The sequence below is a fragment of the Streptomyces sp. 2A115 genome (assembly GCF_052245575.1).
Classification (GTDB): Bacteria; Actinomycetota; Actinomycetes; order Streptomycetales; family Streptomycetaceae; genus Streptomyces.
This window is the reverse complement of record NZ_JBQQCG010000002.1, coordinates 197,702-223,574: the sequence shown is the minus strand read 5'-3', so window position 1 is coordinate 223,574 and position 25,873 is coordinate 197,702. Positions and strand designations below refer to the sequence as shown.

Sequence of the window (25,873 nt, the reverse complement as noted above, 5' to 3'; positions counted from 1 at the left end):
AGTTCTTGGGTCGAATGGGTGACCTTTACGTAGGCTGCTCGTTGACTGCAGTGAAGGGGATCTTCGGCCGGGTGGGGGTGAACGGATGGGCGGGTTGCGGGAGTTGGTGGCGTCGTTCGTGGTGCCCGGTCCCGCCGGGGTGGCCATTCGGGACCGGTTGCGGGTGAGCGAGTCGGATGCGGTGGTGCTGGCCGAGGTCGGCGTCTTTCTGGGGTCGCTGGCGGCCGGGGATCTCGCGGCACGGTCCCGGCAGGGGCAGGCGCACGATGCCGCCTCGTGGGCGGTGCGCAAGCGGGCGTTGACGGGTCGGTCGTCGGCACGCTGGGCGGGCAGTATCACCAAGGCCACGCATGACCAGTGGGCGCTGGCCCGGCGCGGTCAGGCCGCCCATCTGGTCTGGTTGCGGGGGCAGATCGCCGCGGTCGAGGCACGGCTGGCCCGCCCGCTGGGCGCCAAGGCGGACAAGCGGGCGGGGCTGGCGCGCGGGTATGCCTCGCGGGGTGAGTGGCATGCCAAGTCCCGCCGCCTGCACGCCCTGAAGGACCGGCTGGCGGTGGTGGAGGCGGACTGGGCTGCGGGCCGGGTGCACGTAGTGCGCGGCGGCAAGCGCCTCGCGAACACCCGCCACCACTTGGAAGAAGCGAGGCTGAGCGAACAGCAGTGGCGGGAGCGGTGGCAGGCGGAGCGGATGTTTCTGGCCGCCGACGGGGAGTCCGGCAAACCCTGCGGCAACGAAACCATCCGCATCACCGACACCGGACAGATCTCCCTCAAGCTCCCGGCCCCGCTGGCCCACCGAGCCAACGCGCCGCGCGGCCGGTACGTACTCGACGCGACCGTACGGTTCCAGCACCGCGGGCAGGAGTGGCGCGACCGGATCACCACCAACCGGGCGGTGGCCTACCGCATCCACCACGACGTCCTGCGGGGCCGCTGGTATGTGACCGCCTCCTGGCAGCGCGCAACCGCCCCTGTCCTCCCCCTTCAGGCAGCGCTGGCCCGGGGCGTGGTGGGGGTGGACATGAACGACGACCACCTCGCCGCCTGGCACCTCGACGGGCATGGCAACCCGGTCGGCGAGCCGCAACGCTTCTTCTACGACCTGTCCGGGAACGCGGAGCACCGGGACGCACAGATCCGGCACGCGCTGAGCCGGCTGCTGCACTACACCCAACGCTGTGGCGCCGCCGCGATCGCCATCGAGGACCTCGACTTCACCGACGGCACAAGCCGGGAGAAGCACGGCCGCAACAAACGCTTCCGGCGGCTGCTCTCCCGCTTCCCCACCGCGAAACTCCGCGTCCGGCTGGTGTCGATGGCCGCCGAACAGGACATCACCATCGTCGCGGTCGACCCGGCCTACACCTCCCGGTGGGGTGCCCAGCACTGGCAGAAACCGCTGACCACACCGACTCGCAAGATGTCCCGGCACGATGCGGCAAGCGTCGCGGTCGGGCGACGCGCCCTCGGGTATCCGATCCGGCGACGGACGGCACCGCCCCACCCTGACCAGAGCGATCGTGGTGGGCATCGGACCGTCCAGGCCCGACTGGAGACCCGACGGCGTGAGGAAACCCGCCCCCACCTGCCCGGACCGCGCACCGGATGCGCGCCGCCCGGTGGTGGAGCGAAAGCGGGCGACCAGGGTGCCCAACACCGTTCGGGGCACGCGGCTGAGCATGGGTTCTGGCAACAGGGCTCCCTCCCACTCAGTCTCAGGAACGGTTCGAAGAGTTGATGCGGTTCGAAGTGCTGGGTCCCCTTCGGGTGCGCCACGGAGAGACGGAGCTCGACCTCGGATTCCCCCAGCAGCGTGCCCTGTTGGGCCTGCTTCTGGTGCAGGCCGGCCGACCCGTCCCGGCGAGCGTCATCGTCGACACGCTGTGGTCCGACCGGCCGCCGGCCAGCGCGATGAACGTGGTGCGCCGTTACGCCGGTTCACTACGGCGGCTGCTCGAACCCGGCCTGCCGCCCCGGACGCCCGGACGCCGGCTGATCCGCCGCGCCGGTGGTTACCTGCTGGAGGCGGACGAGGACGAGGTCGATCTGCTGAGGTTCCGCGACCTCACCCAGCAGGGCAAACGGGCCGCGGCGACCGGACGACCCGAGGTGGCGCTACTCCACTTCGACGAGGCGCTGAGCGGCTGGCGGGGCCCGGTGGCCATGGGAATCCCCGCATCGGTCCGCGAGCACGCCGTGTTCGCCGCGGTGGAGCGCGAACTGGTGCGTACGACCGTGATGGCGGCCGACGCGGCGCTGCTGTGCGGCAGGGCGCAGCACGTCCTGCCACCACTGCGCCGGGCCGCCGAACTCGATCCGCTGAACGAGTCGTTGCACGCCAGGTTGGTGATGGCACTCGCCGCCTCCGGTGTGCAGGCCGAGGCGCTGGCAGCTTACGAGGCCGTACGACGGCTGCTGGCCGCGGAGTTGGGGGTCTCGCCCGGCGCCGAACTGTCCGCGGCCCACACCCGGGTGCTCCGCCAAGAGGTCCAGCCCACCGGTCCCGCTTCCGGCGGCGGGTGGCGGGCGACGCCACCCCGCGGACCGGCCCCCGTGGTCCGGCCCGCGCAACTGCCGCCCGACCTGAAGGTGTTCACCGGCAGGCGGGCCGAGCTCGGCACCCTGTTGAAGATCACGAATGCGGCGTCGGACTCCTCCGGGGCACCTGCGACGGTCCTGATCAGCGGGATGGCCGGCATCGGGAAGACAACCCTCGCGGTCCACTGGGCCCATGAGATCGCCGACCGGTTTCCCGATGGTCGGCTCCACGTCGAGCTGCGGGGATTCCACCCGTTCAGGACACGGCTGGACCCGGCGGAGGCACTGCGTGGGATGCTCGCCGCGCTCGGCGTGCCTGCCGGGCACCTGCCGATCGGCCTGGACGCCCTCGCGGGTCTGTATCGGAGCGTGTTGTCCGGCCGGCGGGTTCTCGTGCTGCTCGACGACGCCTTCGACAGCGATCAGGTCCGGCCGCTGCTCCCCGCCGCGCCCGGCTGCCTCACGCTGGTCACCAGTCGCAACAGCCTGCCCGGCCTGGTCGCTTCGGGAGGCCACCCGCTGCGCCTGGACCTGCCGTCCGCCACGGACGCACGCGCCGTGCTGGCCCTGCGTACCGGCCACGAGCGCCTGGCCGCCGATCCCGCGGCGGCCGACGAGATCATCGCGCGCTGCGGCCGGCTGCCGCTGGCGCTGGCCATCGTGGCCGCTCGTGCGATCAGCCGCCCGGACTTTCCGCTCGCTGCCATCGCCACCGAGCTGCGTCACTCCCGGAGAACGCTCGACGCCTTCGCCGCCGCGCCGGGCGCGGTCGACGCCCGCAGCGCGTTCGCCTGCTCCTACCGCTGTCTGCGGCCCGAAAGCGCCCGGTTGTTCCGTCTCCTGTCGCAGCCCTCCGGGCCGGATGTCACGGTGGGCGCCGCCGCGGCCCTTGCCGGCCTCCCCGCCCGCGGAGTGCGTCTGATGCTCGACGAACTCGCCGACGCCCACCTCGTCATCGAGCACGCTCCTGGTCGCTATGCCCTCCACGACCTGCTCCGCGTGTTCGCCGCCGAGCTCGTCCAAACGCACGACGATCCGGCGCAGCGACAGGCCGCGCGCGAGCGTCTGCGGGATCACGCCCTGCACGCCGACCACGCGTAGGCGGCACATTCAGCCACCTCTCTCAGTCCGTCTCTCTCAGCCCGTCGTCACTTTTTTTGCACTTGCTCCTTCCTAGGCTCCGTGAGCAGTGCATGCGGTGGTTCGGCGAGATCGGGGCGTGACAGATGATGTCCGACATCAGCACCATCGGGTCCGGGGGCGGCGAGAATGTGTGCCGGATGCCCATGGGCCTCGACATCGTCGTCACCGGCGAGACGCCCGCGCGGTTGCCCGCGGAGCGGTGGCCTCGGCCGGAGGCGCACCGGCTGGTAGCCCGGAGCGTCGGCGAGTACTTCTTCGTGGGCGTTCGGGGCGCCGCCCCCTCAACGGAGCCGGCCCAGGACGTCCGTCTCGGCCCCGGAGACATCTGCTTCTACGCCGCGGACCGTCCACCGCTGCTGGACTTTCCCGAGCAGGACGTCCGGCTGAAGGTCTTCCTCGTGCCGCGCGAGGCGCTGGGGCTGGAGGAGCACGAGGTGGGGCAGGTCATGACGGCTCCGGTCAGCCGCTCCTCGCGGCTGGGAGCGCTCCTGTCGCCGTTCCTGTCCGAACTCGCCGACACGGTCTCCTCGTCCCAGCCCTCGGTCGGCGAGATGCTCGCCTGGAACACGGTGAACCTCCTGGCCACCCTGGCCACGGAACAACTGGGCCAGGACGCCACGGGCACACCGAACGCGCGGTCACCTCTGCTGGCGCGGATCCTACGGTTCGTCGACCTGCACCTGACCGACCCGGCGCTGTCCCCCGAGGTGATCGCCAGGGCACATCACATCTCGGTGCGGTACCTGCACAAGCTCTTCCATGACGAGGGCACCACGGTCGGCCGGTGGATCCAGCGCCGCCGCCTCGAGGAGTGCCGTCGCGATCTGCTGCACCGCATCCGCGGCCGGCAGACCATCGCCGCGGTCGCGGGCCGCTGGGGCTTCCTGAGCGCCACTCACTTCAGCCGGGTGTTCCGGGCCGCGTACGGCATGTCGCCCAGCGAGTGGCGGGACACGGCCGGCCGCGGTACGGGGGCCCGTATTCCATGAACACGGCTTCCATGAGCAGGCGGACGGCCTTCTCGAATTCCGTCTCGTAACTCGAGACACCCATTTCCTGTGCGCTCCGAGATAAGTGGCCGTGCACTCATGGGCAATTCCGTCAGATTTGCGGTTTTAGCGTGGATACCCACAACCCGTAGTTCCACACCCGTAGTTCCACAGCCTGCAGTTCCGCAACCTGTAGTTCATCCCCGAAACAGGAGAGAATTTCATGTCCGACACGATCAAGCCCGTTCAGCCGGTCCTGGAACCGGCGGCAGCCGCCTTCGTCGAAGCGACCGCCAATCCGCCGTACCTTTTCGAGCTGCCGCCCGCTGAAGGCCGCAAGGCGGTCGACGAGGTGCAGTCCGGCGATATCGAGATGCCCGCCATCGACGAGGAGTGGATCACCGTACAGGGCGGTCCGACCGGCAGCGTCCGGGCCCGCATCGTCAAACCCGCCGGCACCGAGGGGACCCTGCCGGTGATCCTGTACATCCACGGCGCGGGCTGGGTCTTCGGCAACGCCCACACCCATGACCGCCTGGTGCGCGAACTCGCCGTGGGTGCCGAGGCCGCCGTCGTCTTCCCCGAGTACGACCTCTCCCCCGAGGCCCGCTACCCGGTCGCCATCGAGCAGAACTACACCGTCGCCAAGTGGGTCGTCGAACAGGGCGCGACCAAGAACCTGGACGCCACCCGGTTCGCGGCGGTCGGCGACTCGGTCGGCGGCAACATGACCGCCGCGCTGACCCTGATGGCCAAGGAGCGCGGCGACGTCCCCCTGGTCCAGCAGGTGCTGTTCTACCCGGTCACCGACGCGAACTTCGACACCGGCTCCTACCACCAGTTCGCGGAGGGCTACTACCTGCGGCGCGACGGCATGCAGTGGTTCTGGGACCAGTACACGACCGACGAGAAGCAGCGCGCCGAGATCACCGCCTCCCCGCTGCGCGCCACCACCGAGCAGCTCACCGGACTGCCCCCGGCCCTGGTCATCACCGGCGAGGCCGACGTCCTGCGCGACGAGGGCGAGGCCTACGCCAACAAGCTGCGCCAGGCCGGCGTCCCCGTCACCGCCATCCGCTACCAGGCCACCATCCACGACTTCGTGATGCTCAACACCCTGCGCGAGACCCACGCCGCCGAAGCCGCCATCACCCAGGCGATCACCACCCTGCTCACCGCGCTCCACCCCCACTGAACCACCGCGCTGAGCCACGCCGCATCGCTTGGCGATGCGGCGTGGCTCAGCGGAGGGCTCCCAGGGCCGTCTCGATCGTCCGGTGGAAGGTGGGATAGGTGTAGATCATGTGCTGGAGCCGGGCGACCGGTACCTCGGCGTGGACGGCCACGTTCAGCCCGTAGAGCACCTCGCCGCCCGCGGGTCCCGCCGACGTCGCACCGATCAGCACGCCCCGGTCGGCGTCCTCCACGAGCTTGACGAACCCCTCGCCGCCCGGTCCGTGGATCCAGCCGCGCGTGGAGGAGGCCAGGGACACCACACTGGTGCGTACCCACAACCCCTGTTCACGCGCCTGACGCTCCGTCAATCCCACAGACCTGGGCGAGCTCGACGCCGATGGCGCCCCCGCCGAGCACGACCATCGACTCCGGCAGTTCCTTGGCCGCCATGGCGTCCCGGTTGGTCCAGTACGGCGTTCCTTCGAGGCCCGGCACCGGGGGGATCCGGGGCCGCGTGCCGGTGGCCAGCACGACACCGCGCCGGGCTTCGAACGTGCGGTCCCCGACGGTCACTTGCCGTACGCCGGAGAGGCGGCCCCTCCCCCGCACGAGCCGGCCGCCCTTGGCGGCGAGCCGGTCGGCGGCCACCCGGTCGTTCCAGTCGTCGGTGGCCTCGTCGCGGATACGCCCGGCGACCCTGCCCCAGTCCGGAGACACGGCCGCCTCACCGGCGAGGGCGGGGATCCGGCCCGCCTCGGCGAGCAGGTTCCCGGCCCGGATCATCATCTTGCTGGGTATGCACCCCCAGTACGGACACTCGCCTCCGACGAGTTCCGCCTCGACCCCCACCACGTCCATTCCGGCCTCGGCCAGCGTGCTCGCGACGTACTCGCCGCCCGGCCCCAGCCCGACGACCACCACATCCGCCTGCTCGTTCGCGCTCATGTCTCTCCTCGCTCCCCGGCTCCCCCGGCGTGGGCTTTGTCCCGCCGAGGCTATGAGCGGCTGGACTGCCGCCCGTGCCCGCCAGCGCACGGGGGCTTGCCCGAGAGCGAACGCCTGACACGTACGACGGGGCACAGTGCGCTGGCGGGCATCACCGCATGCACTGCCGGGCAACCCGTCTCCCCTCCGGGCGCCTAGCGTCCTTCGGGTACGCACAACACGGCACCTCAGGAGGCGGAACGTGACCAGCAGCGCCCAGCACGTGAGCGGCAGCCAGCCTTGGCTTCACCAGAAGGGCGAGGTGATCCAGGAGTTCGGGACCGTCAAGCAGTTCCCGGTCGGCCTGTCCTATGAGGCCCGGATGTACTCCTGCCAGCGTCTGAACAAGGTCCTGGCGGACACGCAGATCCTCTACGGCCTCTACAAGAAGCACCACTGGCTGATGCGGGGTGCGACCTTCTACCAACTGCACCTGGTCCTGGACAAGCACGCGGGAGAACAGCTCGAACTCGTCGACACCATCGCCGAACGCGTCCAGTCGCTGGGCGGCGTCGCGCTCGGGGACCCCCGGCACGTCGCGGAGATCACATCGATCCCGCGGCCCCCGGACGGCGTGGAGGAGGTGCCGGCCATGCTGTCACGGCTGTTGGAGGCCCACGAGACCATCCTCGTCGAGGCCCATGACGCCGCCGCCCGCACCGTCGAACTGGGCGACGACGGCACCAACGACCTGCTGGTGTCCCAGGTGATCAGGACCGGCGAACTCCAAGCATGGTTCCTGGCCGAGCACCTGGTCGACACCCCGCTGGTCCGCGCCTGAGAGCTTGAGACGGCATCCTCATTACGCCCCTGGGCGCACATACGATGCAGCGGGGACCGAGGATCGTCGCCTCCGTACCGGACGGAGCGCTGCTGACTGGGAGCCGATGATGGATCTGCGGCAGATGGAGGTCGTCGTCTCGGTGGCCGACGCGGGCGGCTTCACGGCGGCGGCAAGACGGCTGCACGTGGTCCAGTCCGCCGTGTCCGGCACGGTCCGCGCCCTGGAACGCGAGCTGGGCGCCACACTGTTCGACCGCACCACGCACCGCGTCGCCCTGACCCCGGCCGGCGAGGCGTTCGTCCCCGCCGCCCGCGCGACGCTGCGGGCCGCCGAACAGGCCAGGGCGGCCGTCGATGCCGTCAAAGGGCAACTGCGCGGTCGGGTCACGGTCGGCACGATGCAAGGGGTCTGGGCCGGGCTCCACCACGCCCTTGCCGCGCTGCGGGCGGAGCATCCAGGTGTGGTGGTCCAGTTGCGGCAGGCGGCGGTCGCCGACATCCGCCAGGCACTGCGCGAAGGCACCGTCGACCTGGCCGTCGTGGCGCTCGACCGGCAGCAGCAACGAGGACTGACGACTCGGCTGCTGTCCCGCGAGGAGATGGTGCTGCTGGCCTCGTCCCGGCGGGTCATCGCCGGGACGACACCGCACGGCGACGTCGCACTCGCCGACGTCGCCCAGTTGCCCCTGGTGGACTTCACACCCGGCTGGGCCATCCGCTACGCGGTCGACCGGGCCTTCCGCGCCGCCGGCATCGAGCGCGGCACGACCTTCGAGGTGAACGACATCGTCGCGGCGGCCGAACTGGTCCGCAACGACCTGGGAGTCTGCATCATGCCCAGGTCGATCGCGGACCGCTTCCCCGATCTGTCCCAGTACCGGTTCGACCGGCATGCACCGAGCTGGAAGATCATGGTGGTACGACCTCCTGGCGAGGCACCACCGGCGGTCGCCGCGCTATTGCGACATATCACCTGACGGTAAGTCACAAACTGCATGGGTACAGCAGAGGGAATCGATCCAAGCCTCCCGCCCAGCGGCACAGGCTGCGTCGAATGCGGCGTCTCGCTCCTGCACACGACGAACGACAGGCGGCCACACCACGGCCACACCACATACCGCGCTCGGCGGCCGCGACCGCCCGACTGATTCAGAACACGACCGTGGCCGGCAGAAGCAGCCGTCAACCGACCAGCGGCCACAGTGTCGCGCTGGTCCGGTCGCGCTCCGCCCTGCAGCGCAAACCGCTCCGCCCTGCGGCGCAATCTCCCGCTGGTGCGCAGAGGGGCAAAAGCTCCCCTCGATGCCTGTACCGCACTTCAATGCCTGTTCCGCACTTCCGGCGGAGCGCTCGGCCGCCGACCCGCCCGGCGTCAGCGCATGGGGCGGGACGCGGCGACCGTGTGGGCCTGCAACGAGATGCCCACCCGGATGAGCCCCGACACCGCCGCCCGGAAGTCCTTGATGTGCGGGGTGCTGAAGTGCTCGTCGAGGGCCTGCTGGGAGGCCCACCGCTCGTACACACGGATCCGGCGTTCGTCGCTCGGGTCCACGGTCATGGCGTAGTCCAGACAGCCCGGTTCCTCTTCGAGGGTCCGGCGCCCCACTTCGACCAGATGCCCCAGCATCGTGTCGCGGTCGCCGGGCTCGTAGTCCATCCAGCCGGCGACGATGACTTCCTCCGAGGCGGTGGATTCCCTTGGCACGGTTGACACGGTGGTCCTTCCCACGGGTCATGCCAGCGGGCCCGCCGCCCCGGGCAAGGGGAGCGACGGACCCGTGGCGGTTCAGATGACGAGCGCCGCCGGGACGCTGTCCACGGTGACCGTGCCCTTCTCGCCGTCGACCGTGATCACCATGCCGTCCCGCAGCCGCCGCGTACCGCCCTCGACGGAGATGACGGCCGGAATGCCGAGCTCACGGCAGACCACGACGGCGTGGCTGTTGAGCGCGCCCACGTCCACGACGGCCGCTCCGGCGACGAGGAACAGCGGGGTCCAGGCGGCGTCCGTGATCGGCGCCACCAGCACCTCGCCCGGTTCCAGCGCCTCGCACGAGGCCGGGTCGGTGACCACCCGCACCCTGCCGCTGTAGGTGCCGTGGCTGCCGCCGACGCCGCTGAGCACGTCGCCCTCGACGGCCGCCTCGGTCCGCTCCTCGGTGCGCCGCGGCCAGGTGTCGATCTCGGTCTGCGCGTCCTGAGCGACGAAGAACGGCGGTTCCAGGTCGTGCAGGGCGGCGTACTCACCGAGCCGCTCGGTGATGACCGGGCCGAAGCGCTCCGGGTCGGCGACGTAGTCGTCGAGTTCGGTCTCCAGCAGCATCATGACGTCCGCGGGCTTGGCGAAGCGTCCCGCCTCGACCCCGCGGCGGCCGAGTTCGCGCACCGCCATGCGGATCTCGTTGATGACGGTCACGCAGTTCGCCTTGGTGCGCTCGCGGGCCGGGATCCACACGGTGGAGGCGTGCATGCCGGCGTCGAACATCGGCTGCGTGTCCTCGGGCAGCAGGGCCCGGATCTCCTGTGCCGTCTTCTCCCGCTGCTCGGTCAGCCGCTGGTGGCGGACGGCCGGGGAGTTGTCGTCGGAGCTGTGCCGGATCCGGTCGACCAGGGCCAGCGCCTGGACCGGCGCCGCTTCCCAGGACAGCGCGTGGATGTCCCACTCGTTGGGGCCTCGGTCGCCGGACTCGGCCAGGAACTCGTCGAAGGAGTCACGGAACGCCTTGACGTCTCCGGTCGCCCCTTCGAGGGCCTGCTCCACCGCGGCCGGTCCCCGGTCGAACAGAGCCGTCAGCTCCGCCGAGGCCGCCACCTGGCGGGACAGCGTCCACAGGCCGGTCGAGGGAGAGGCGGAGTCGACGCCTCCCAACCCGCCGATGAGGTCGAGCATCGCGCCGGGACGGTCGACGCTCGCGCACAGCGGTCCGAGGATCGCCGGTCCGACGGACGCGGGCAGCGAGGACTCGACATGCCGTTGGAAGGTCGCCTCCACGTCGGCCAGCAACGAGCGGGCGTACGCCACCAACTCGACGTCGGACAGGGGCGTCAGGTCGGGCCGCTCGCGCCTGATCCGGCGCAGCCGCACATGGTCGGCATCGCCTTCCGGGTAGCCGGCCTGGCCGAGCATCCCCTGCAGCGTCGCTGTGGCCTTGGCCGTGAGTTCCGCGTCCTGGTCGTCGGGGTGCGGAACGTACACCGGCGTGTCGGAGCGCTGGCCCACGAAGGCGGCGTCGATCTGGTCCGCGGTCTGCCCCATGCGGATGCCGAACAGCCGCAGGTGCGACAGGTTGAGGTAGAAGTAACCGCCGAAGATTCCGACGAACGGAGGGCGGGGGCCGCTGATCTCGTCCCCGCGGTAGATACCGAACTCGATGAAACCGCGACGCCAGCCCTGCAGGCCGCGCCCCCATACCAGGGTCCAGCCCAGTGGGCTGGCCGGCTCCGGCAGGGTTTCGCCCGCGTTGGCCCGGGTGTAGTGGGGCAGTCGCTCGCTGCGCTGCCAGTCGGTGATCCATTGCTTCATGGCGAGGGGGCTCCCGCCGTCCGTTCCGGCGCTCACCACTGCGACGTTCCGCCGTCGACGCTGATCAGCGTGCCCGTGATGCCCGCGCCGGCGTCGCTCGCGAGCAGCGAGGCGACGCCCGCGATCTGCTCCACGGTGGTGATCTTCTTGGTGGCGGCGTGCTCGGCGAACCGGCCCAGCCACTCCTCGTACGAGATGCCCTCGGCCTCGGCCGCGGCCGGTCCGGCGGCCCGCATCAGGTCGGTGTCGACGGCGCCGGGGCAGATCGCGTTACAGGTGATGCCCATGGTGCCGTACTCGAAGGCGGTCGCCTTGGTCAGACCGTGGATGGCGTGCTTGTTGGTGATGTAGTGGCTGATCGCGGGCTTGTTGGCCTGCTTGCCCTCGACCGAGGAGATGTTGATGACCCGGCCCCAGCCACCGTCCAGCATGGGCTTCAGCGCACGGCGGGTGCCGTAGAAGTAGGCGTTGAGGTTGAGGTCGAGCGCTTTGTGCCACGCCTCGTCGCTCAGCTGATGGACCGGCGCGAAGCCCTCGGTGCCTCCGACGTTGTTGACCATGACGTCCAGTCGGCCGAAGCGCTCGACCGTCCAGTCGACCAGTGCCTCGATGTCCGACTGGCGGCTCGAGTCGCAGGTGTGGAAGACGGCCTTGTCGCCTGCCTGGAGTTCTTCCAGGGCCTGCTTGCCCTTGATCTCGGAGCGGCCGCTGAGCACGACCGTGGCTCCGTCGGCCAGGAAAGCCTCGGCGATGGCGCGGCCGATACTGCGTGTGCTGCCCGTGATCACCGCGACACGTCCGTCGAGGCTGCCCGTAGCCACCATGTTGTTCTCCTGCGGTTTCTGAGGGTTCGTCATCTGGACGCTTCGTCCAGGAGGCGGTGGATGGTGCGGTGGAAGTGCTGCAGTCCGGGTTCGTTGCGTCCGAAGACGAAGTCGGTCCCGGCGAGGGCCTTCAGGCCCCGCTGCACTCCGTAGGTGGTCGCGTAGTCCTCGTCGCGGACCACCTCGTAGAACCACTCGCCGAACTGGTCGGCGGCGTGCCGCTCCTCCTCGGTGACGGCCGGCTCGCGCAGCAGGATGATCTGCTGGGTCACCGATTCGGTGGCCGTCCGGGGGATCACGATGGAGACGGCGATCTTGTTGCGCCACGTACCGGCGATGGCCAGGCCGGGGAAGAGCCAGTAGATGGCTCCGACGATGTCGCCGGGGTCACGCTTGTCCGCGGGCAGGTCCACCACGTCGGCGATGGGCCGCAGGGCCGCCGCGAGACGCTGGTGGGGGCCCCAGGTGTCGTGGGCCATCATGTTGGAGAAGTTCGTCTCGAAGACCGTCTTCGTGTGGAGCGAGGCGAAGTGGTACGTCTCCAGGTACCCGTCGAGGGTGACCTTCCAGTTCGGGCTGAGCAGCTCTCGGGTCGCGTAGTGGTGGCAGTCCGCGAAGCGGAGCCCCTCCAGCAGTGGCTGGAGATCTCCCAGCCAGGCGTCCAGGTCGTGCTCGGCGTTCGGGTCGAGCGATACGAAGACGATGCCGGCGCGCTCACCGACGGGGAGCTGGATCAGGCTGCGCTTCTCGCGTGGTACGTCGCCGAAGGTCTTCTCGGCGTGCACCCCGCGCAGTTCCCCCGCCAGGTCGTAGGACCAGGCGTGGTACGGGCAGGTGATCCGCTTCGCCACGCCGCACCCCGGCTCAACGAGCTCGGCGCCGCGGTGCCGGCAGGCATTGATCATCGCGTGTACGACGCCCTGGCGGTCCCGGGTGATCAGGATGGGGACGCCGAGCACGTCCAACGCCTTGTAAGTCCCGGGCTTGGGGAGCTCGGCCGACATGGCGAGCGGCATCGGAACGCTCCGGTGGACGGCGTCCATCTCCCGCAGCCAGCGGTCGGCGTCGAGGTAGTTGTCGACAGGCTCCGTCCACTGCTCCTCGGCCTCGTGTGTCGTGTTGTTGCGGTAGTGCTCGATGACACGCTCGGCGAGGTCGGCCGCTTCCTGCCGCATCGCCACGCCCGCGGCATCACTGGAGCGGTCCTGGCCGATCCATGAGTGGTATTCCGGGGCGGGGGGCGGCAAGGGGCTCTCGTCGCCTGCCGCTCGGGTCTCCGGTGAGATCTGGACCACGATGTCCTCAATCCTCCCAGCCGCGAGCTGGTGAAGGGTTCCTGTGCTACAGCTCCGTGCGACCGCCACAACAACAGGAGTTAGTGTTGCGTGTCAATAGAAAGTGCCGAAGTCGGCTGTGCGGCATTCCGCAGGTCATCTTCGCTTTCTGCTGCGAGGGTAACCCCGACTCGACTCGATCTTTCTAGGGATCGGCTCCAGCTGGGGAACGGGCGTGGGTGGCGAGTAGCCGGGAGGGAGTCCAGTGGCCGACGAGATGGCCGAGCCGGCCCAGGCGCCCCCGGAAGCGGTGATGACCCAACCCTTCGAGGTCGGCGTCGTGGTGCGTGACCTGGAGGCGCTGGAGCACTTCTATCGCGAGGTGCTCGGCTGCGTCCCGGTGCACCACTCACACATCCCGCACGCGATCGGCGGCCCGGCCGGCTTGGGCGGGCCGCTATTGGTCGTCTGGCTTCAGGTGCCGTCCGGGGGCCGAATCAAGCTGATACGGCTTCGGGCGGATGCGGATGCGGATGCGGGCGTGGCTGCGGATGTGGGCGCGGCTGCGAGACCGTCGGCCGTACCGCTGACCGCACGCTGCGGCTTGTCCTACGTCACGTTCCACTTCGACGACATCGCGCCGGTCGTCGAAGCACTGCCGGCCGCCGGCGCCCGGCCACTGTCGTCCCCGATCGTGGTGGTGGCGCGGGACCGGCGGATCAGCTTCTGGGCGGATCCGGAGGGCAATGTCCTCGAACTGGTGGACCGGCGCGGAGACAGCCGGGAGACCGGTTGAGCCCGGCCCATAGTAATTAGAGAACCTCTTCAGTAAGGTGCGCCCTGCTGGTTACTGTAGACCGGCACTAGAAAGTCCGATCGGTTGGAAACCTCGCAACGGGGCGAAGGGGCGGACGATGGTTCAAAAGGCACCGCGGAAGTCGGCCGCGAAGGCCACACACCAGGCATCCGCGCAGGTCATCAGGGACCTGCACGAGCGCATGGTGCGCATCCGGCTGTTCGAGACCGAGGCGGGAAAGCTCATGGAGGCCGGCAAGCTGCCGGGCTTCCTGCACCTGTACGTCGGCCAGGAAGCCGTGGCCGCGGGGGTGATGGCGGCGCTCCGCGACGACGACCAGATCACCTCCACCCACCGCGGACACGGGCACGCCGTGGCCAAGGGTGTCAGCTTCAAGCACATGTACTCCGAGCTGTACGGCCGGGTCACCGGAGCCTGCCTCGGTCGCGGCGGCAGCATGCACATCAACGACCTGAGCCTCGGCATGCTCGGCGCCAACGGCATCGTCGGCGCCGGCATCCCGATCGCCGTCGGCGCCGCCTTCGCCGCCCAGTACAAGGGCGAGGACAGCGTCGCCGTCACCTTCTTCGGCGACGGCGCCACGAACATCGGCAGCTTCCACGAGGCCGCCAACATGGCCGCCATCCTGCGCCTGCCGGTGCTGTTCATCTGCGAGAACAACGGCTACGCCGAGTTCACGCCCCAGTCGAAGCACATGCTGATCACCGATGTCGCCGACCGGGCGGCGTCCTACGGCATGCCCAGCGTGATCGTCGACGGCATGGACGCGGCCGCCGTCCACCAAGCCGCCGCCGAGGCCGTCGCACGTGCCCGGGCCGGCGAGGGCCCGATGATGATCGAGGCCAAGACCTACCGCTTCTACGACCACCAGGGCGTCAAGGGGCTGCGCCACCCCTACCGCTCGCAGGAGGAGGTCGACGAGTGGAAGGCCCGCGACGCGATCGACCTGCTGGAGGCCCGGGCCCTCGCCGACGGCACCGCCACCCGCGCGGAGCTGGACGACACCTGGCAGCGGACCCGCGACGAGATCGCCGAGGCCATCGCGTACGCCGAGGCCAGCCCGCTGCCCGACACTGCCGACCTGCTGCTCAACGTCTACTCGGGGTGACCACCATGACCACCATCACCGAAGCACCCACTGCCACCCCGGACGCCACGGACCGCAAACTGACCTACGTCAAGGCCTTCAACGAAGGACTGGCGCAGGCCATGCGCGAGGACGAGAACGTCTTCGTCGCCGGTGAGGACGTGGCCGGATACGGCGGCGTCTTCCGTATGTTCGACAACCTGCTCGACGAGTTCGGCCCGCGGCGCATGATCGACACACCGATCTCCGAGGCCGCGCTGGTGGGGCTCGGCGTGGGCGCCGCCGCCCGCGGTCTGCGCCCCGTCGTCGACCTGATGTTCATGGACTTCATCGGCGTCTGCCTCGACCAGATCGTCAACCAGGCCGCCAAGATGAAGTACATGTTCGGCGGCGGCCTCTCCGTGCCGCTCACCATCACCACCGCCTCCGGAGCGGGCCTGGGCGCCGCAGCCCAGCACAGCCAGAGTCTGGAGGCCTGGCTCGCCCATGTGCCCGGCCTCAAGGTCGTCATGCCGTCCGACGCGTACACCGCCAAGGGCCTGACGGTCTCGGCGATCCGGGACAACAACCCGGTCGTCGTCATGCTCAACAAGGTCCTGTTGGGCAGCAAGGGAGAGGTGCCCGAGCCGATCTACGGGATCCCACTCGGGCAGGCCCACACCGCGCGCCAGGGCTCCGACGTCACCGTCATCGCCCTGGGCCGCATGGTGGGCGAGGCCCTCGCGGCGGCCGAGGAACTCGCCGCCGAGGGCATCGAGATCGAGGTGATCGACCCCCGGACCGTCCAGCCCCTGGACACCGAGACCATGTTCTCCTCGGTCCGCCGCACCAACCGGGCCCTCGTGGTGCACGAGGCCGTCACCTTCGGCGGGCTCGGCGCGGAGATCGCCGCCCAGATCCAGGACGCGGCCTTCGACCACCTGGACGCGCCGATCCTGCGCATCGGCGCCCCCTTCTCCCCCGTACCGTTCTCCCCGGTGCTGGAGAAGGCGTACGTCCCCGACCGCGCCCGCATCGCGCAGGGCTGCCGCCGTCTCCTCGAAAGGTCGTGACGAAGTGGCCGTCGAGGTTCTCCTGCCGAAGCTTGGCCTGACCATGCAGGAAGGCACGATCGACGAGTGGCTCGTGCCCACCGGAGCCGCTGTCTCGGAGGGCGACGCACTGCTGCGGCTGGCCACCGACAAGGTCGACGTGGACGTCGAGGCGGAGGCCGGGGGGATGTTCCATCCCACGGTCCCGGCCGGTACGACACTCCCTGTCGGGGCGCTCATCGGCTGGCTGCTGGCCGAGGGCGAGCAGCCGTCGGACCTGGCCGGTTCGCCGATGCCCGCCGAATCCGGGGCCACGGGTACGGCTGCGCCGCCCACGACTGTGGACGCCTCCTCCGCCGCGCTCGCCCTCAATGGCAGCGCCGCGCCGAACGGCTCCGGGGGCCGGCTCCTGGCCTCCCCGAACGCCCGCCGGGTGGCGGCCGAGGCCGTCGTCGATCTCACCGTCGTACACGGCACCGGGCCCGGCGGCCGGATCGTCTCCGAGGACGTGGAGGAGTTCCTCGCCGCCGCTGCCGCCTCCCCGGCGGCACCGACGGCACCGGCGCCCTCCGTTCTGTCCGGCGACTCCGTCGTCCCCGTCTCGCCACTGGTTCGCCGACTGGCGAAGGAGCGGGGCATCGACCTCTCCCAGGTACGGGCCACCGGTGCGGGCGGCCGGATTCGCAGATCCGACCTCGACGCCGTCCCCGGCACGCCCGAACCGGCCGCCGCCCGCCCGGCGCCCCGCGCGGCCACCGCGCCTCAGGTGGGGGATGTCATCCCGCTCACCGGTATGCGCGGCACCATCGCCCGCCGGATGCACGCCAGCCTCCAGGAGATGGCACAGCTGACGCACGGCTACGAGGTGCGGATGGACGCCGTCGTGTCCTTGCGTGCCCGGCTCAAGGAGGAATGGGCCGACAGCGACCTGCCGGTGCCCAGCCTCAACGACTTCCTGCTGAAGGCCGCCGCACTGGCCCTGCACGAGCACCCGCTGCTCAACGCGACGGTGCGGGAGGACGGGGTCCACCTGCTCGGCGACATCCACCTCGGGTTCGCGGTGGCCGTTCCGGGCGGCTTGATGGTCCCTGTGATCGAGGACGCGGCGGCGCTGCCGCTGCCCGAGATCGCCCGCCGGTCGAAGGTCCTGGCCGAGGCCGCACGAGAGGGGCGGATCTCCCCGGCCCAGCTGGAAGGGGCCACCTTCACCGTCACCTCGCTGGGCGGATACGGGGTCGACTTCTTCACCCCCGTGGTCAACCCGGGCAATGTCGCCATCCTCGGCGTGGGCAGGCTCAGGGACGGCGTCGAGTGGGCGGACGACAAGCCGCTGCGGACACAGGTGCTCACCCTGAGCCTCACTTTCGACCACCGTGCCGTCGACGGGGCCCCCGCGGCCGAGTACCTGCGCACGGTCGGTGACCTGCTGCGCAAGCCGCTCCGGCTGCTGGTCTGATCCTGGGCGGAGGGATTCTGGGCCCCTCGGCCCTGGGCCGGGGGGCCCAGGGCCGAGGGGCTATTCGGCCGCCGGGTCGGCGATCCGCTCGGCGAGGCGGCCGATCTCGCGGACGAAGGAGCGGTGCCCGAGCGAGCGGTAGACGTCGTCTCCCCGGACCTGCGAGTTCGCCGCGGTCTCCAGCAACGCCAGCAGGCCCAGGGCGATCACCGCCGCCTCCGCCTCGGAGACCGGCCCACGGGCCTTGCGGATCAGTCGCACCAATTCCTCCAGCAGCTGCGTCCGGCTCTCCTGGCGCAGCGCCTCCGCCTCCTGGCTCATGCCGGCCGAGGACACGAAGAACACCGTGGCGGCGGACCGGTGTTCACCCAGCCAGGCCACCAGCGTGGTGACGGCCGATCCGATGTCCGAGCCGGGCGGGTGGGCCTCCGTGAGCGCCAGCAGCTGCTCGCGCAGCGCCGTGGCGAACACCCTCATGCCGGCCACCAGGACCTGGTCCTTGGAGGAGAAGTGGTAGTACACCGCTGCCGAGGTCATCTCCGCACGAGCGGCGATGTCGGCCACCGTCACCTCGTCCGGCGACTGGGTGGCGAACAGCTCCGTGGCTGCTTCGATCACCCACTGCTTGCGCGAGGGGCGGTGCGCGGCGCGGGTCCCGGATGTCGTCATGGTGTCAAGTATGCCGGGATCTTGATGCTCCGACGGCACACGCGCAGCAGGAATTACGGGGTCGGCCTGACGGAGTTACTGGATAGCATGGTCAGTGAACAGGGCCCACAGACGCGGGTCGCGGCAGCCGCCAGGGAGCATGATGGCCACTACGGAGAACGGCAAGCAGCCCGCCCACCGACCCTCACGACGGCAGCACATCATCACCGCCGCCGTGCGGGTGTTCGGCCGCAACGGATTCGCGGAGACCAGCATCCAGGACATCGCGGACGAGGCCCAAGTGGTGCCCACGGCCGTCTACTACCACTTCGACGGCAAGGACGAGCTGCTGGAACTCGCCATGCGGCGGGTCTTCGACCAGCTGAACGCGGTCGTGGAGGCGGCCCGGCCCGAGTCCGAGCCAGGTGATGCGGAGAGCCTGCTGCGGGTCATCGACGCGGTGTGGGACTGGGTGGAGCAGAACCCGGAAGAAGCCCGGCTGTACCAGGTGCAGATCGCCTCCGCCAACGGCAACGTCAAGGCGCTGCGGGACGAGTTCGAGCAACGGCACGTCCAGCGGGCGTACGACTATCTGCCCGAGGGTGCCACTCGCAGTCCCCGGGCGGCCAAGTCACGGCACGCGGCGCAGGCGCTCGCGGTCCGCACCCTGATCAGTACGACCATGCTGGTCACCGCGTTGCGCGCGGAAGGAGGGCCGCTGTCCCAGCTGCCCTCCCGGTCCGTACAGGAGGCGGTCAGGTCGCTGGCGCTGCGTATCGTCACCGCCGAGCAGAAGCCGGCCACCTCACAAGCCTGAGGCGCACTGTCCGGGACAGGCCCGGGGCGCACCCTCCAGGAGGGGGCGGTTCACCACTGCAGTGGTTTGCGGTCGGCGAACAGCCCGCCCGTCGTCTCGTCGCCCTCGGGAAGGGTGGCCAGCCAGACCGGGGTGTCCGCCCCCTCCTCCGGACCGCGCGGGGCGGACGGACCGCCCATGCCGCTGCGGGTCCAGCCGGGGTCGGCGGCGTTGACCAGGACGCCCGTGCCGGACAGTTCGGCCGCGAGCATGCGGGTCAGGGCGTTGAGCGCGGTCTTGGAGACGCGGTACGCCGGGTGGCGGCCGGAGTCCATCAGTGCCAGCGAACCGTACGCGCTGGTGACGTTGACGACCCGTCCGTATCCGGTCCTCACCATGCCCGGGACGACGGCCTCGGCCAGCCGCCAGGCGCCCACCAGATTGGTGTCCAGCGTGGTGCGCAAGGTGTCCTCGTCGAGGTCCAGGACTGTCCGCGACGCGTCGAGGCTGACCCCGGCGTTGTTGACGAGGACGTCGATCGTCCCGAAGCGCCCCACAGCCTCGCGTACCGCTTCGGTGACGCTCGCGGCGGAGGCCACGTCCAGGGCCAGCGGTACCGCCGCCGGGCCGATGCCGCGGCAGGCCTCCTCGGCTGCCTCCCGCTTTCTGGCCGCCACCAGGACCCGTAGCCCCCGGTCGGCCAGTTGACGGCAGATTTCCGTTCCGAGTCCGCGCGCACCGCCGGTGACCAGCGCGGTTCTGGTGTCGTGCTGCATGGCGTGCATGCCACCTTTCATACCGTCAGGACCGAGCAGGCGCTGATGCCGGGAGCCCCGTACACATGGGTGAATCCCACCCGGGGACCGCCCGGCACCTGCATGCCTGGTGCCCGGCCCTGCAACTGCCGTACGACCTCATGGAATTGGCGCAGCCCCGAGGCGCCGACGGGCTCGCCGCCGGCCAGGCAGCCGCCGTCGGTGTTGACCGGGATCCGGCCCGTCGGATCGGTGGCTCCGGAGGCCAGCAGCTCCTCCTGCTCGCCGTGGCCGCACAGTCCGGTCTCCGCGAGGTGGATCAGTTCGGAGCCGCTGTCGGTGTCCTGCAACTGGGCGACCTGTACGTCCGCCGGCCGCAGCCCCGCCGTGCGGAAGACCGCCTCCGCGGCATCGACGCTCGGGCTGCGGTGCGGTCCCGGCGGCAGCCAGGGCGAGAACACCTCGAACGAGCCGAAACGTCTGGTCCTGAAGGCCAACGAGGCCAGCTTGACCGGCCGTTCGCACAGGTCGAAGGCACGGTCGCCGAGGGCGAGGACCAGCGCCACCGCACCCTGCCCCGGCGAGCAGAACATGTACTGGGTGAGGGGTGGGCTGACCTCGGCGGAGTCGAGGATCTCCTCCTCCGTCAGCTCCTTGCGCCGCCAGGCCAGCGGGTGCTTGGAGCCGTTGCGGAAGGCCCGCGCGGCCACCTTCGCCAGCGCCCGCTCGGAGATCCCGTGCTCGTGCAGGTACCTCTGGGTCTTCAGGGCGAAGAACTGCGTCGTCAGCATCATCCCGGTCTCGGCGTACCACTCACCGAGTCCGTAGCGAGCCGCGGAGACGTGGAACGCGCCGCGTTCATGCTTGTCGAAGCCGACGGCGAGCCCCAGCGAGGCCTCGCCCGCGCGCAGTGCGTTGGCCACCGTGAGGACCGTCGAGGCGCCGGTCGCGCAGCCGTTCTGCACGTTGACGAACGGCACACCGGTCAGGCCCAGTCGGCCCACCAGCGTGTCGGGCTTGCCGGACACGTCGGAGCCGCCCACCGCGTAACCGATGTCGTCCCACGCGACACCCGCGTCGGCCAGCGCCTCGCGTACCGCCCGCTCGGCCATGTCCATTCCGGTGACGGTCTCGTCGCGGCCGAAGGGATGCATCCCGCATCCGACGACATAGACCTCGTCGCTTCGGCTCATCGCTCCCCCGCCCGGCTCGGTTCCACGCCCGGTTCCCAGTGCGCGCGGAACGCGAACGTCAGCACCTCGGTCCCGTCCTCGTCGTGGTACGCGGGCACCATGGTGAGCCGGACCGGAAGCCCGATCCGAATCTCGGTGCGGGGAACCTCCAGCCGCGCCTCGACCAGCACCTCGCCGAGATCCACATAGCCCACGTGGTACGGCTGGTAGCCCTCGGTCGGCGGTCGGTACGGCGGCTTGGGCGCGAACGCCTGCAGCGTCCACGACCACACCGTCCCGCTCACCGGGAGCACATGCGCGGACATGGCCCCGTCCGAGCACTTGGGGCACGAGTCCTGCCGGGGGAAGACCACGGTGCCGCACCCGGAGCAGCGCGCGCCCGTGAGGCGCGGTGGATTCACGCCCTCGAACAGGGCCTCGTCAATCAGTCTGGTGATCATGCCGTCCTGCCCTTTTCTGCACGGTAGTCGTGCGGTGGTGCTGTGCCCTCGGGCGAAGTCACCAGCCCAGCAGCCCGGCCAGCCGTTCCCGGTGGTGCGCGGCGCCGCCCAGCAGGACGGCGTCGGACTGGGCGCGGCGGAAGTAGAGGTGTGCGTCGTGCTCCCACGTGAAGCCCATGCCGCCGTGCAGTTGGACGCACTCGGCGGCGACGAACACGAACGCCTCGCCGCACCACGCCTGCGCCACCGCCGCGGCTTCGGCCGCCGCCCCGGGCGAGTCGGCCGCCCGGACCGCGCGTACCACCGCCGACCGTGCGGCCTCGACCTGGAGCAGCATGTCGGCACAGGTGTGCTTGACCGCCTGGAAGCCGCCGATGGCCCGGCCGAACTGGGTGCGCTCCCGTACATGGGCCACCGTCAGGTCCAACGCGGCCTGTGCGCCGCCGAGTTGCTCGGCGGCCAGGGCCACCAGGGCCACGTCCAGGGCGCGGGTGACGACGTCCGTCCCCTCGCCCCCTGCGGTCAGGGGCCGGGCGCGGGCACCGGAGAAGGAGACCACCGCCTGTCCGCGACTGAGGTCCAGGGTGGGTACCCGGCGGACCGTCACCCCCGGCTCGCGCGGGTCGATGAGGAAGAGGTCCAGGCCGTCGGCCCCGGCCGCGGCGACGACCAGACCTTCGGCGTCGGCACCGTCCAGCACGAACGGAGCGGTGCCGTCCAGCAGTGGGACGCCGCCCCGCCAGGTGACGGCCACCGGTACGGCGTCCGGCCGCCATGCCCCGTCGGGCGCCGCCACCGCCAGGGCGTGCACCTTGCCCTCGGCCAGCTCCGCCAGGGCCTCGTCGGCCGTGCCGCAACCGGCCAGTACCTGCCCGGCGAGCACGGTGGAGGACAGCAGCGGTACCGGCGTCAACGTCCGGCCCAGCTCCTCGCAGACCATGGCGATCTCGGCGAGGCCGCCGATGCCTCCGGCCGCCTCGGGCAGGCCGAGGGCCGCGAGGCCCACCTGCCGGCCGAGGGTGTCCCACAACTTGGCGTCGATGCCCGGGGATTGCTCGGAGAGTCGGCGCACCGCGGCGGTGCCGCCGACGTCCGCGCACACCGTCCGTACGGTCTCGCGCAGGTCGTCCAGTTCGGCATCCGACAAAGCCGTGCCGTCGGTCGCAGTGCTCGTCATCGTGCGCTCCCGCTGTCGTCATGCCGCTCCCGCACGGCGCTGTGCGCCGCCGCCATCCGGGCGACCGGCACGCGGTGCGCGGAACAGGACACGTAGTCGAGGCCCAGACCGTCGCAGAAGGCGATCGACTCCGGGTCGCCGCCGTGCTCGCCGCACACGCCCAGCTTGATGCCGGGGCGTACGCTCCGGGCCCGTTCCACCGCCAGGGCGATCAGGGCGCCAACCCCCCGCGGATCGAGCCGGGCGAACGGGCTGGCCGTCAGGAATCCGCGCTCCATGTAGGAGGCGAGCACCTGGCGCTCGACGTCGTCCCGGGAGAATCCGTAGGTGAGCTGGGTGAGGTCGTTGGTGCCGAACGAGAAGAACTCAGCGTGTTCGGCGAGTTCGCCGGCCAGCAGCGCGGCGCGCGGTGTCTCGATCATCGTGCCGAGCCGGTACGGGACCTCCACGCCGGTGCGTGCGGCGACCGCGTCGGCGGCACCCCGGACGTACGCGGCCGCGGCGGCCAGTTCCTCCGGCAGGCTGACGAGCGGGATCATCACCTCGAGCTCGGGCCTGACCCCGGTGGCGGCGACATCGGCCCAGGCGGTGAAGAGCGCCTCGGCCTGTGCCGGGTAGAGCCGCTCGTGCAGCAGCGCCAGCCGTACTCCGCGCAGCCCGAGCATCGGATTCGCCTCACGCAGTGCGGCGGCCCGCTGCTCCTCGGCGGCGTCGCCGGCCTCCCCGGCGGCGGGCAGGAACTCGTGCAGCGGGGCGTCCAGCAGGCGTACGGTCACCGGCCGGTTGCCGACCGCGGTGAGCAGAGCCGTGAAGTCCTCGTGCTGGGCCTGTTCCAGTGCCAGCAGCGCCTCGTCGCGGGCCGCGGGGTCGGCGGCCAGGATCACCCGGCGGATCAGCGGCAGCCGGTCGCCGAGGAACTGGTGCTCCGTACGGCACAGCCCGACGCCCTCCGCGCCCAGCGCGATGGCGGTGCTCACCTCGGCGGCGGTGTCGGCGTTGGCCCGTACACCCAGTCGGCGCATGCCGTCCGCCCACTCCAGCAGGGTGGACAGTTCGGGCGGGGGTCCGGCGACGCTGACGCTGAGCGTCCCCGCGTAGACGGCGCCGGTGCGGCCGTCCAGCGAGACGGGATCGCCTTCGCGCAGCACCCGCTCCCCGATGTGTACGGTGCCGGCGGCCCGGTCGGCGCGCAGGCCCTCGGCGCCGCACACCGCGGGTTTGCCCGCGCCGCGCGCCACGACCGCGGCATGTGAGGCGATGCCGCCGCTGCCGGTCAGTACGGCGGCCGCGGCCAGCATTCCGGGGACGTCGGCCGGCGAGGTCTCATGGGCCACGAGCACGACCTGTGTGCCGTCCGCGGCCAGTTCGAGGGCACGTTCACTGGACAGGACGATGACGCCGGTCGCGGCCCCCGGGGAGGCGGGCAGCCCCTTCACCAGGAGCTCCTCGCCGCCGGTCAGCCGGAGTTGGGGATGCAGCAGTTCCTGCACCTGCGCGGGGCTGATCCGGCGTACGGCCTCGTCGCGGTCGAGCGCGCCGTCCCCGGCCAGGTCGGCGGCGAGGCACACCGCCGCACGTAGCGGCGGGCGGCTCTGCGCCGAGGCGGCCAGCAGCGCGATCTCGCCGTCGCGCACCTCGAAGTCGACGGTGACCGGGGCGTGCAGATGACGTTCGAGGGTGAGCAGCGAGTGCTCGATCAGGGCGGTACTCCCGCCCAGCTTCTCCAGCGGCTCGCCCGTGCGCGGGGGCGGCGCGCTGCGGCGTACGCCCCGGAAGAAGGAGCCCTGCGGTGAGAAGCGGCCGGTGTCGGGGTGCCGGCTGACCGCCGTGCCGAAGCCGGAGTGGTCCCATGGCCCGATGCGCACGGCCTGGACATGCAGTGCGATGCCCAGCTCCGCGGGGAGCCGCTGGGCCTTGCGGGATCGCCTGGCCCGGGGGGAGGCCCACCGCGCCAGCACCGCCCGAGCGGCCAGCGCGAGCTGCTCGGCCGGGTCGTCCGGGTACGGCCGCTCGGCGTGCCGGGCGACCGTCGACAGCAGTGCGTCGACGCGGGCCCTCGGATCAGGGGCGTCGAGCGACGCGTCGTCGAGCTCCGGTGCGGGCACGTCAAGGGCGTACTCCGCGATCATCCGGGCGGTGGCCGCCCATACCTCGTACAGCACCTCGTCGCGGCCGATGACGGCACGCAGGCCATCGGCGTCGGCCGGGGTGATACCGATGCAGGCGAGTTCCGGCGGCAGCCCGGCGACCTCGGTCGACGCGCTCGCCGACAGACGCAGCAGCAGCGGCCTGGTCCGGTCGCCGATCCGCCGTCCCGACAGCTGCTCGACGAGGTCCAGGGCGGCGCGGGCGGTACCCGGCTCGCACAGCGACGCGGCCGAGCCCGCCGGCACCGTCAGTCCGGGCACCACTGGGAGCCCGAGGGCCACCAGCCGGTCCATGGCGATGCCGTGCGTGCCCAGTTCACCGGCGTCCAGCCCTCGGATCCGTCCCTGGCCGTAGGGCACCAGGGCGTGGCTGGGGGTGTGCGGCTGTGCGGGTATGCCGGAGTGGCGGTCGGTGATGCTCAACCCCGGCTCCTTTGGACCAGTTCCTCTTCGAGTGCCTCGTCCTGCGCCCGGCTGATCCCCAGCACCAGCAGCAGTTCCTGGTGCAGTCTCATCCATACGGTGTGGTACGAGTCGCACAGGGGCGAGGCCAGCCACTGCGCCGCGCCGTCGTCGAAGCGGTCAAGGGCCTCTTCCAGTGCCGTGAGATACCGGCCGCTGCCCGCCGGCAGCCCTTCCAGCCTGCGCAGCACGGGCTGGATGGCCTCGTGCACGTCCTCCAGCGACTCGCGCACCCCGGCGTCGTAGACACTGTCGGTGTGGTCGTTGACCGAACCGTCGGGCCGGCACTGCCAGGCCGTGCACACCTCGCGCAGCGTCCGGTTGACGGGCAGGAAGGCCTCGTACGCCGCGGTGATCTGCTGCTCCTGCGGGGAACCCGCCGGAATCCGGAGGATCTTCGACGCGGCCGCCCTGGCGGGCTCGGTCGGCAGCACCATCGGGCCCTTCACCATGGCCAGCCCGGCGTCGACCAAGGGGCGATGGTCGGACTCGGGCCTGCCGCGCCACATCCCACGCAGAACGAGGTCGACAACGGCTTCGGTGAGGGTCTCGTCGAGAGCGTCCGTAGGGCCCACGGCAGCAGATTGCATCGCCACACCTTTTCCCCGGTGCTGTCGCCCGGTTCGTCAG

General features: G+C 70.9%; 24 protein-coding genes. 11 read left to right on the top strand and 13 right to left on the bottom strand.

Annotated elements, in window-relative coordinates:
* The first annotated feature begins 85 nt into the window (after nucleotides 1-85).
* From ACTWQR_RS02565 to ACTWQR_RS02550, 4 genes are all read left to right on the top strand, one after another.
* Nucleotides 86-1,738, top strand: coding sequence for an IS200/IS605 family accessory protein TnpB-related protein (locus ACTWQR_RS02565; protein ID WP_443225198.1), 1,653 nt, complete (start codon nucleotides 86-88; stop codon nucleotides 1,736-1,738).
* Nucleotides 1,738-3,639, top strand: coding sequence for a BTAD domain-containing putative transcriptional regulator (locus ACTWQR_RS02560; protein ID WP_443225197.1), 1,902 nt, complete (start codon nucleotides 1,738-1,740; stop codon nucleotides 3,637-3,639). The genes ACTWQR_RS02565 and ACTWQR_RS02560 overlap by 1 nt, the downstream gene beginning before the upstream one ends.
* Nucleotides 3,640-3,767: 128 nt before the next feature.
* On the top strand, nucleotides 3,768-4,670 hold the full coding sequence (locus tag ACTWQR_RS02555) for a helix-turn-helix domain-containing protein (protein WP_443225297.1): 903 nt from the start codon (nucleotides 3,768-3,770) through the stop codon (nucleotides 4,668-4,670).
* 223 nt (nucleotides 4,671-4,893) lie between these two features.
* Nucleotides 4,894-5,865, top strand: a complete 972-nt coding sequence (locus tag ACTWQR_RS02550; protein ID WP_443225196.1) for an alpha/beta hydrolase — start codon at nucleotides 4,894-4,896, stop codon at nucleotides 5,863-5,865.
* A 46-nt stretch (nucleotides 5,866-5,911) separates the two neighbouring features.
* Here the strand turns inward: ACTWQR_RS02550 and ACTWQR_RS02545 are convergent, their stop codons facing one another.
* Both ACTWQR_RS02545 and ACTWQR_RS02540 read right to left on the bottom strand, forming a co-directional pair.
* A complete protein-coding gene (locus ACTWQR_RS02545) occupies nucleotides 5,912-6,214 on the bottom strand; it encodes a hypothetical protein (protein ID WP_443225195.1) in 303 nt (100 codons plus the stop codon).
* On the bottom strand, nucleotides 6,192-6,791 hold the full coding sequence (locus tag ACTWQR_RS02540; protein ID WP_443225194.1) for an FAD-dependent oxidoreductase: 600 nt from the start codon (nucleotides 6,789-6,791) through the stop codon (nucleotides 6,192-6,194). Before ACTWQR_RS02540 ends, ACTWQR_RS02545 begins: the two co-directional genes overlap by 23 nt.
* A gap of 241 nt (nucleotides 6,792-7,032) precedes the next feature.
* Between ACTWQR_RS02540 and ACTWQR_RS02535 the strand changes: the two genes are divergently transcribed.
* Together ACTWQR_RS02535 and ACTWQR_RS02530 are read left to right on the top strand one after the other, a co-directional pair.
* Complete coding sequence (locus ACTWQR_RS02535) at nucleotides 7,033-7,611, top strand: Dps family protein (protein WP_443225193.1); 579 nt, start codon at nucleotides 7,033-7,035, stop codon at nucleotides 7,609-7,611.
* Between the two features lie 109 nt (nucleotides 7,612-7,720).
* Nucleotides 7,721-8,590: a LysR family transcriptional regulator gene (locus tag ACTWQR_RS02530; protein ID WP_443225296.1), complete on the top strand. Its 870-nt coding sequence runs from the start codon at nucleotides 7,721-7,723 to the stop codon at nucleotides 8,588-8,590.
* 395 nt (nucleotides 8,591-8,985) lie between these two features.
* On the opposite strand, the gene ACTWQR_RS02525 is transcribed toward ACTWQR_RS02530, so the two are convergent.
* The 4 genes from ACTWQR_RS02525 to ACTWQR_RS02510 form a co-directional block, all read right to left on the bottom strand.
* The gene (locus tag ACTWQR_RS02525) at nucleotides 8,986-9,318 is read right to left on the bottom strand and encodes a putative quinol monooxygenase (RefSeq protein WP_443225192.1); all 333 of its coding nucleotides are present in this window, start codon (nucleotides 9,316-9,318) and stop codon (nucleotides 8,986-8,988) included.
* Nucleotides 9,319-9,399: 81 nt separating this feature from the next.
* Complete coding sequence (locus ACTWQR_RS02520; RefSeq protein WP_443225191.1) at nucleotides 9,400-11,136, bottom strand: PEP-utilizing enzyme; 1,737 nt, start codon at nucleotides 11,134-11,136, stop codon at nucleotides 9,400-9,402.
* Between the two features lie 32 nt (nucleotides 11,137-11,168).
* Entirely contained in the window at nucleotides 11,169-11,993 is an 825-nt protein-coding gene (locus tag ACTWQR_RS02515) for an SDR family NAD(P)-dependent oxidoreductase (protein ID WP_443225190.1), read from the bottom strand.
* Complete coding sequence (locus tag ACTWQR_RS02510; protein WP_443225189.1) at nucleotides 11,990-13,255, bottom strand: aromatic ring-hydroxylating oxygenase subunit alpha; 1,266 nt, start codon at nucleotides 13,253-13,255, stop codon at nucleotides 11,990-11,992. The genes ACTWQR_RS02515 and ACTWQR_RS02510 overlap by 4 nt, the downstream gene beginning before the upstream one ends.
* A 244-nt stretch (nucleotides 13,256-13,499) precedes the next feature.
* On the opposite strand from ACTWQR_RS02510, the gene ACTWQR_RS02505 reads away from it, so the two are divergent.
* From ACTWQR_RS02505 to ACTWQR_RS02490, 4 genes are all read left to right on the top strand, one after another.
* Nucleotides 13,500-14,030 carry a VOC family protein gene (locus ACTWQR_RS02505; RefSeq protein ID WP_443225188.1) on the top strand — a complete coding sequence of 177 codons (531 nt, stop codon included), beginning with the start codon at nucleotides 13,500-13,502 and terminating at the stop codon, nucleotides 14,028-14,030.
* 118 nt (nucleotides 14,031-14,148) lie between these two features.
* Nucleotides 14,149-15,159 (top strand): thiamine pyrophosphate-dependent dehydrogenase E1 component subunit alpha, encoded by a 1,011-nt coding sequence (locus ACTWQR_RS02500; protein ID WP_443225187.1) that lies wholly within the window; start codon nucleotides 14,149-14,151, stop codon nucleotides 15,157-15,159.
* 5 nt (nucleotides 15,160-15,164) lie between these two features.
* Nucleotides 15,165-16,190 (top strand): alpha-ketoacid dehydrogenase subunit beta, encoded by a 1,026-nt coding sequence (locus ACTWQR_RS02495; protein WP_443225186.1) that lies wholly within the window; start codon nucleotides 15,165-15,167, stop codon nucleotides 16,188-16,190.
* Nucleotides 16,191-16,194: 4 nt separating this feature from the next.
* Complete coding sequence (locus tag ACTWQR_RS02490; RefSeq protein ID WP_443225185.1) at nucleotides 16,195-17,625, top strand: 2-oxo acid dehydrogenase subunit E2; 1,431 nt, start codon at nucleotides 16,195-16,197, stop codon at nucleotides 17,623-17,625.
* A gap of 60 nt (nucleotides 17,626-17,685) precedes the next feature.
* Here the strand turns inward: ACTWQR_RS02490 and ACTWQR_RS02485 are convergent, their stop codons facing one another.
* On the bottom strand, nucleotides 17,686-18,294 hold the full coding sequence (locus ACTWQR_RS02485; RefSeq protein ID WP_443225184.1) for a TetR/AcrR family transcriptional regulator: 609 nt from the start codon (nucleotides 18,292-18,294) through the stop codon (nucleotides 17,686-17,688).
* A 139-nt stretch (nucleotides 18,295-18,433) separates the two neighbouring features.
* Between ACTWQR_RS02485 and ACTWQR_RS02480 the strand changes: the two genes are divergently transcribed.
* Nucleotides 18,434-19,090: a TetR/AcrR family transcriptional regulator gene (locus ACTWQR_RS02480; protein ID WP_443225183.1), complete on the top strand. Its 657-nt coding sequence runs from the start codon at nucleotides 18,434-18,436 to the stop codon at nucleotides 19,088-19,090.
* Nucleotides 19,091-19,140: 50 nt separating this feature from the next.
* On the opposite strand, the gene ACTWQR_RS02475 is transcribed toward ACTWQR_RS02480, so the two are convergent.
* Genes ACTWQR_RS02475 through ACTWQR_RS02450 form a run of 6 tightly spaced genes read right to left on the bottom strand, consistent with a single transcriptional unit; the run spans nucleotide 19,141 to nucleotide 25,833 of the window.
* Nucleotides 19,141-19,854: an SDR family NAD(P)-dependent oxidoreductase gene (locus ACTWQR_RS02475; protein ID WP_443225182.1), complete on the bottom strand. Its 714-nt coding sequence runs from the start codon at nucleotides 19,852-19,854 to the stop codon at nucleotides 19,141-19,143.
* Nucleotides 19,855-19,862: 8 nt separating this feature from the next.
* On the bottom strand, nucleotides 19,863-21,017 hold the full coding sequence (locus tag ACTWQR_RS02470) for a thiolase family protein (protein WP_443225181.1): 1,155 nt from the start codon (nucleotides 21,015-21,017) through the stop codon (nucleotides 19,863-19,865).
* Nucleotides 21,014-21,457 carry a Zn-ribbon domain-containing OB-fold protein gene (locus ACTWQR_RS02465; RefSeq protein ID WP_443225180.1) on the bottom strand — a complete coding sequence of 148 codons (444 nt, stop codon included), beginning with the start codon at nucleotides 21,455-21,457 and terminating at the stop codon, nucleotides 21,014-21,016. Before ACTWQR_RS02465 ends, ACTWQR_RS02470 begins: the two co-directional genes overlap by 4 nt.
* 58 nt (nucleotides 21,458-21,515) lie before the next feature.
* Entirely contained in the window at nucleotides 21,516-22,634 is a 1,119-nt protein-coding gene (locus ACTWQR_RS02460) for an acyl-CoA dehydrogenase family protein (RefSeq protein WP_443225179.1), read from the bottom strand.
* Complete coding sequence (locus ACTWQR_RS02455) at nucleotides 22,631-25,204, bottom strand: putative PEP-binding protein (protein WP_443225178.1); 2,574 nt, start codon at nucleotides 25,202-25,204, stop codon at nucleotides 22,631-22,633. Before ACTWQR_RS02455 ends, ACTWQR_RS02460 begins: the two co-directional genes overlap by 4 nt.
* Nucleotides 25,201-25,833, bottom strand: coding sequence for a hypothetical protein (locus tag ACTWQR_RS02450; RefSeq protein ID WP_443225177.1), 633 nt, complete (start codon nucleotides 25,831-25,833; stop codon nucleotides 25,201-25,203). Before ACTWQR_RS02450 ends, ACTWQR_RS02455 begins: the two co-directional genes overlap by 4 nt.
* Nucleotides 25,834-25,873 lie beyond the last annotated feature (40 nt).

What these genes read in the sequence shown, in the direction of transcription:
- ACTWQR_RS02565 (WP_443225198.1), top strand. Translation starts at nt 86, where the DNA reads ATGGGCGGGTTGCGGGAGTTGGTGGCGTCGTTCGTGGTGCCCGGTCCC.
- ACTWQR_RS02560 (WP_443225197.1), top strand. Translation starts at nt 1,738, where the DNA reads ATGCGGTTCGAAGTGCTGGGTCCCCTTCGGGTGCGCCACGGAGAGACG.
- ACTWQR_RS02555 (WP_443225297.1), top strand. Translation starts at nt 3,768, where the DNA reads ATGTCCGACATCAGCACCATCGGGTCCGGGGGCGGCGAGAATGTGTGC.
- ACTWQR_RS02550 (WP_443225196.1), top strand. Translation starts at nt 4,894, where the DNA reads ATGTCCGACACGATCAAGCCCGTTCAGCCGGTCCTGGAACCGGCGGCA.
- ACTWQR_RS02540 (WP_443225194.1), bottom strand. Translation starts at nt 6,791, where the DNA reads ATGAGCGCGAACGAGCAGGCGGATGTGGTGGTCGTCGGGCTGGGGCCG.
- ACTWQR_RS02530 (WP_443225296.1), top strand. Translation starts at nt 7,721, where the DNA reads ATGGATCTGCGGCAGATGGAGGTCGTCGTCTCGGTGGCCGACGCGGGC.
- ACTWQR_RS02520 (WP_443225191.1), bottom strand. Translation starts at nt 11,136, where the DNA reads ATGAAGCAATGGATCACCGACTGGCAGCGCAGCGAGCGACTGCCCCAC.
- ACTWQR_RS02515 (WP_443225190.1), bottom strand. Translation starts at nt 11,993, where the DNA reads ATGACGAACCCTCAGAAACCGCAGGAGAACAACATGGTGGCTACGGGC.
- ACTWQR_RS02500 (WP_443225187.1), top strand. Translation starts at nt 14,149, where the DNA reads ATGGTTCAAAAGGCACCGCGGAAGTCGGCCGCGAAGGCCACACACCAG.
- ACTWQR_RS02495 (WP_443225186.1), top strand. Translation starts at nt 15,165, where the DNA reads ATGACCACCATCACCGAAGCACCCACTGCCACCCCGGACGCCACGGAC.
- ACTWQR_RS02485 (WP_443225184.1), bottom strand. Translation starts at nt 18,294, where the DNA reads ATGACGACATCCGGGACCCGCGCCGCGCACCGCCCCTCGCGCAAGCAG.
- ACTWQR_RS02480 (WP_443225183.1), top strand. Translation starts at nt 18,434, where the DNA reads ATGATGGCCACTACGGAGAACGGCAAGCAGCCCGCCCACCGACCCTCA.
- ACTWQR_RS02475 (WP_443225182.1), bottom strand. Translation starts at nt 19,854, where the DNA reads ATGCACGCCATGCAGCACGACACCAGAACCGCGCTGGTCACCGGCGGT.
- ACTWQR_RS02470 (WP_443225181.1), bottom strand. Translation starts at nt 21,017, where the DNA reads ATGAGCCGAAGCGACGAGGTCTATGTCGTCGGATGCGGGATGCATCCC.
- ACTWQR_RS02465 (WP_443225180.1), bottom strand. Translation starts at nt 21,457, where the DNA reads ATGATCACCAGACTGATTGACGAGGCCCTGTTCGAGGGCGTGAATCCA.
- ACTWQR_RS02460 (WP_443225179.1), bottom strand. Translation starts at nt 22,634, where the DNA reads ATGACGAGCACTGCGACCGACGGCACGGCTTTGTCGGATGCCGAACTG.
- ACTWQR_RS02450 (WP_443225177.1), bottom strand. Translation starts at nt 25,833, where the DNA reads ATGCAATCTGCTGCCGTGGGCCCTACGGACGCTCTCGACGAGACCCTC.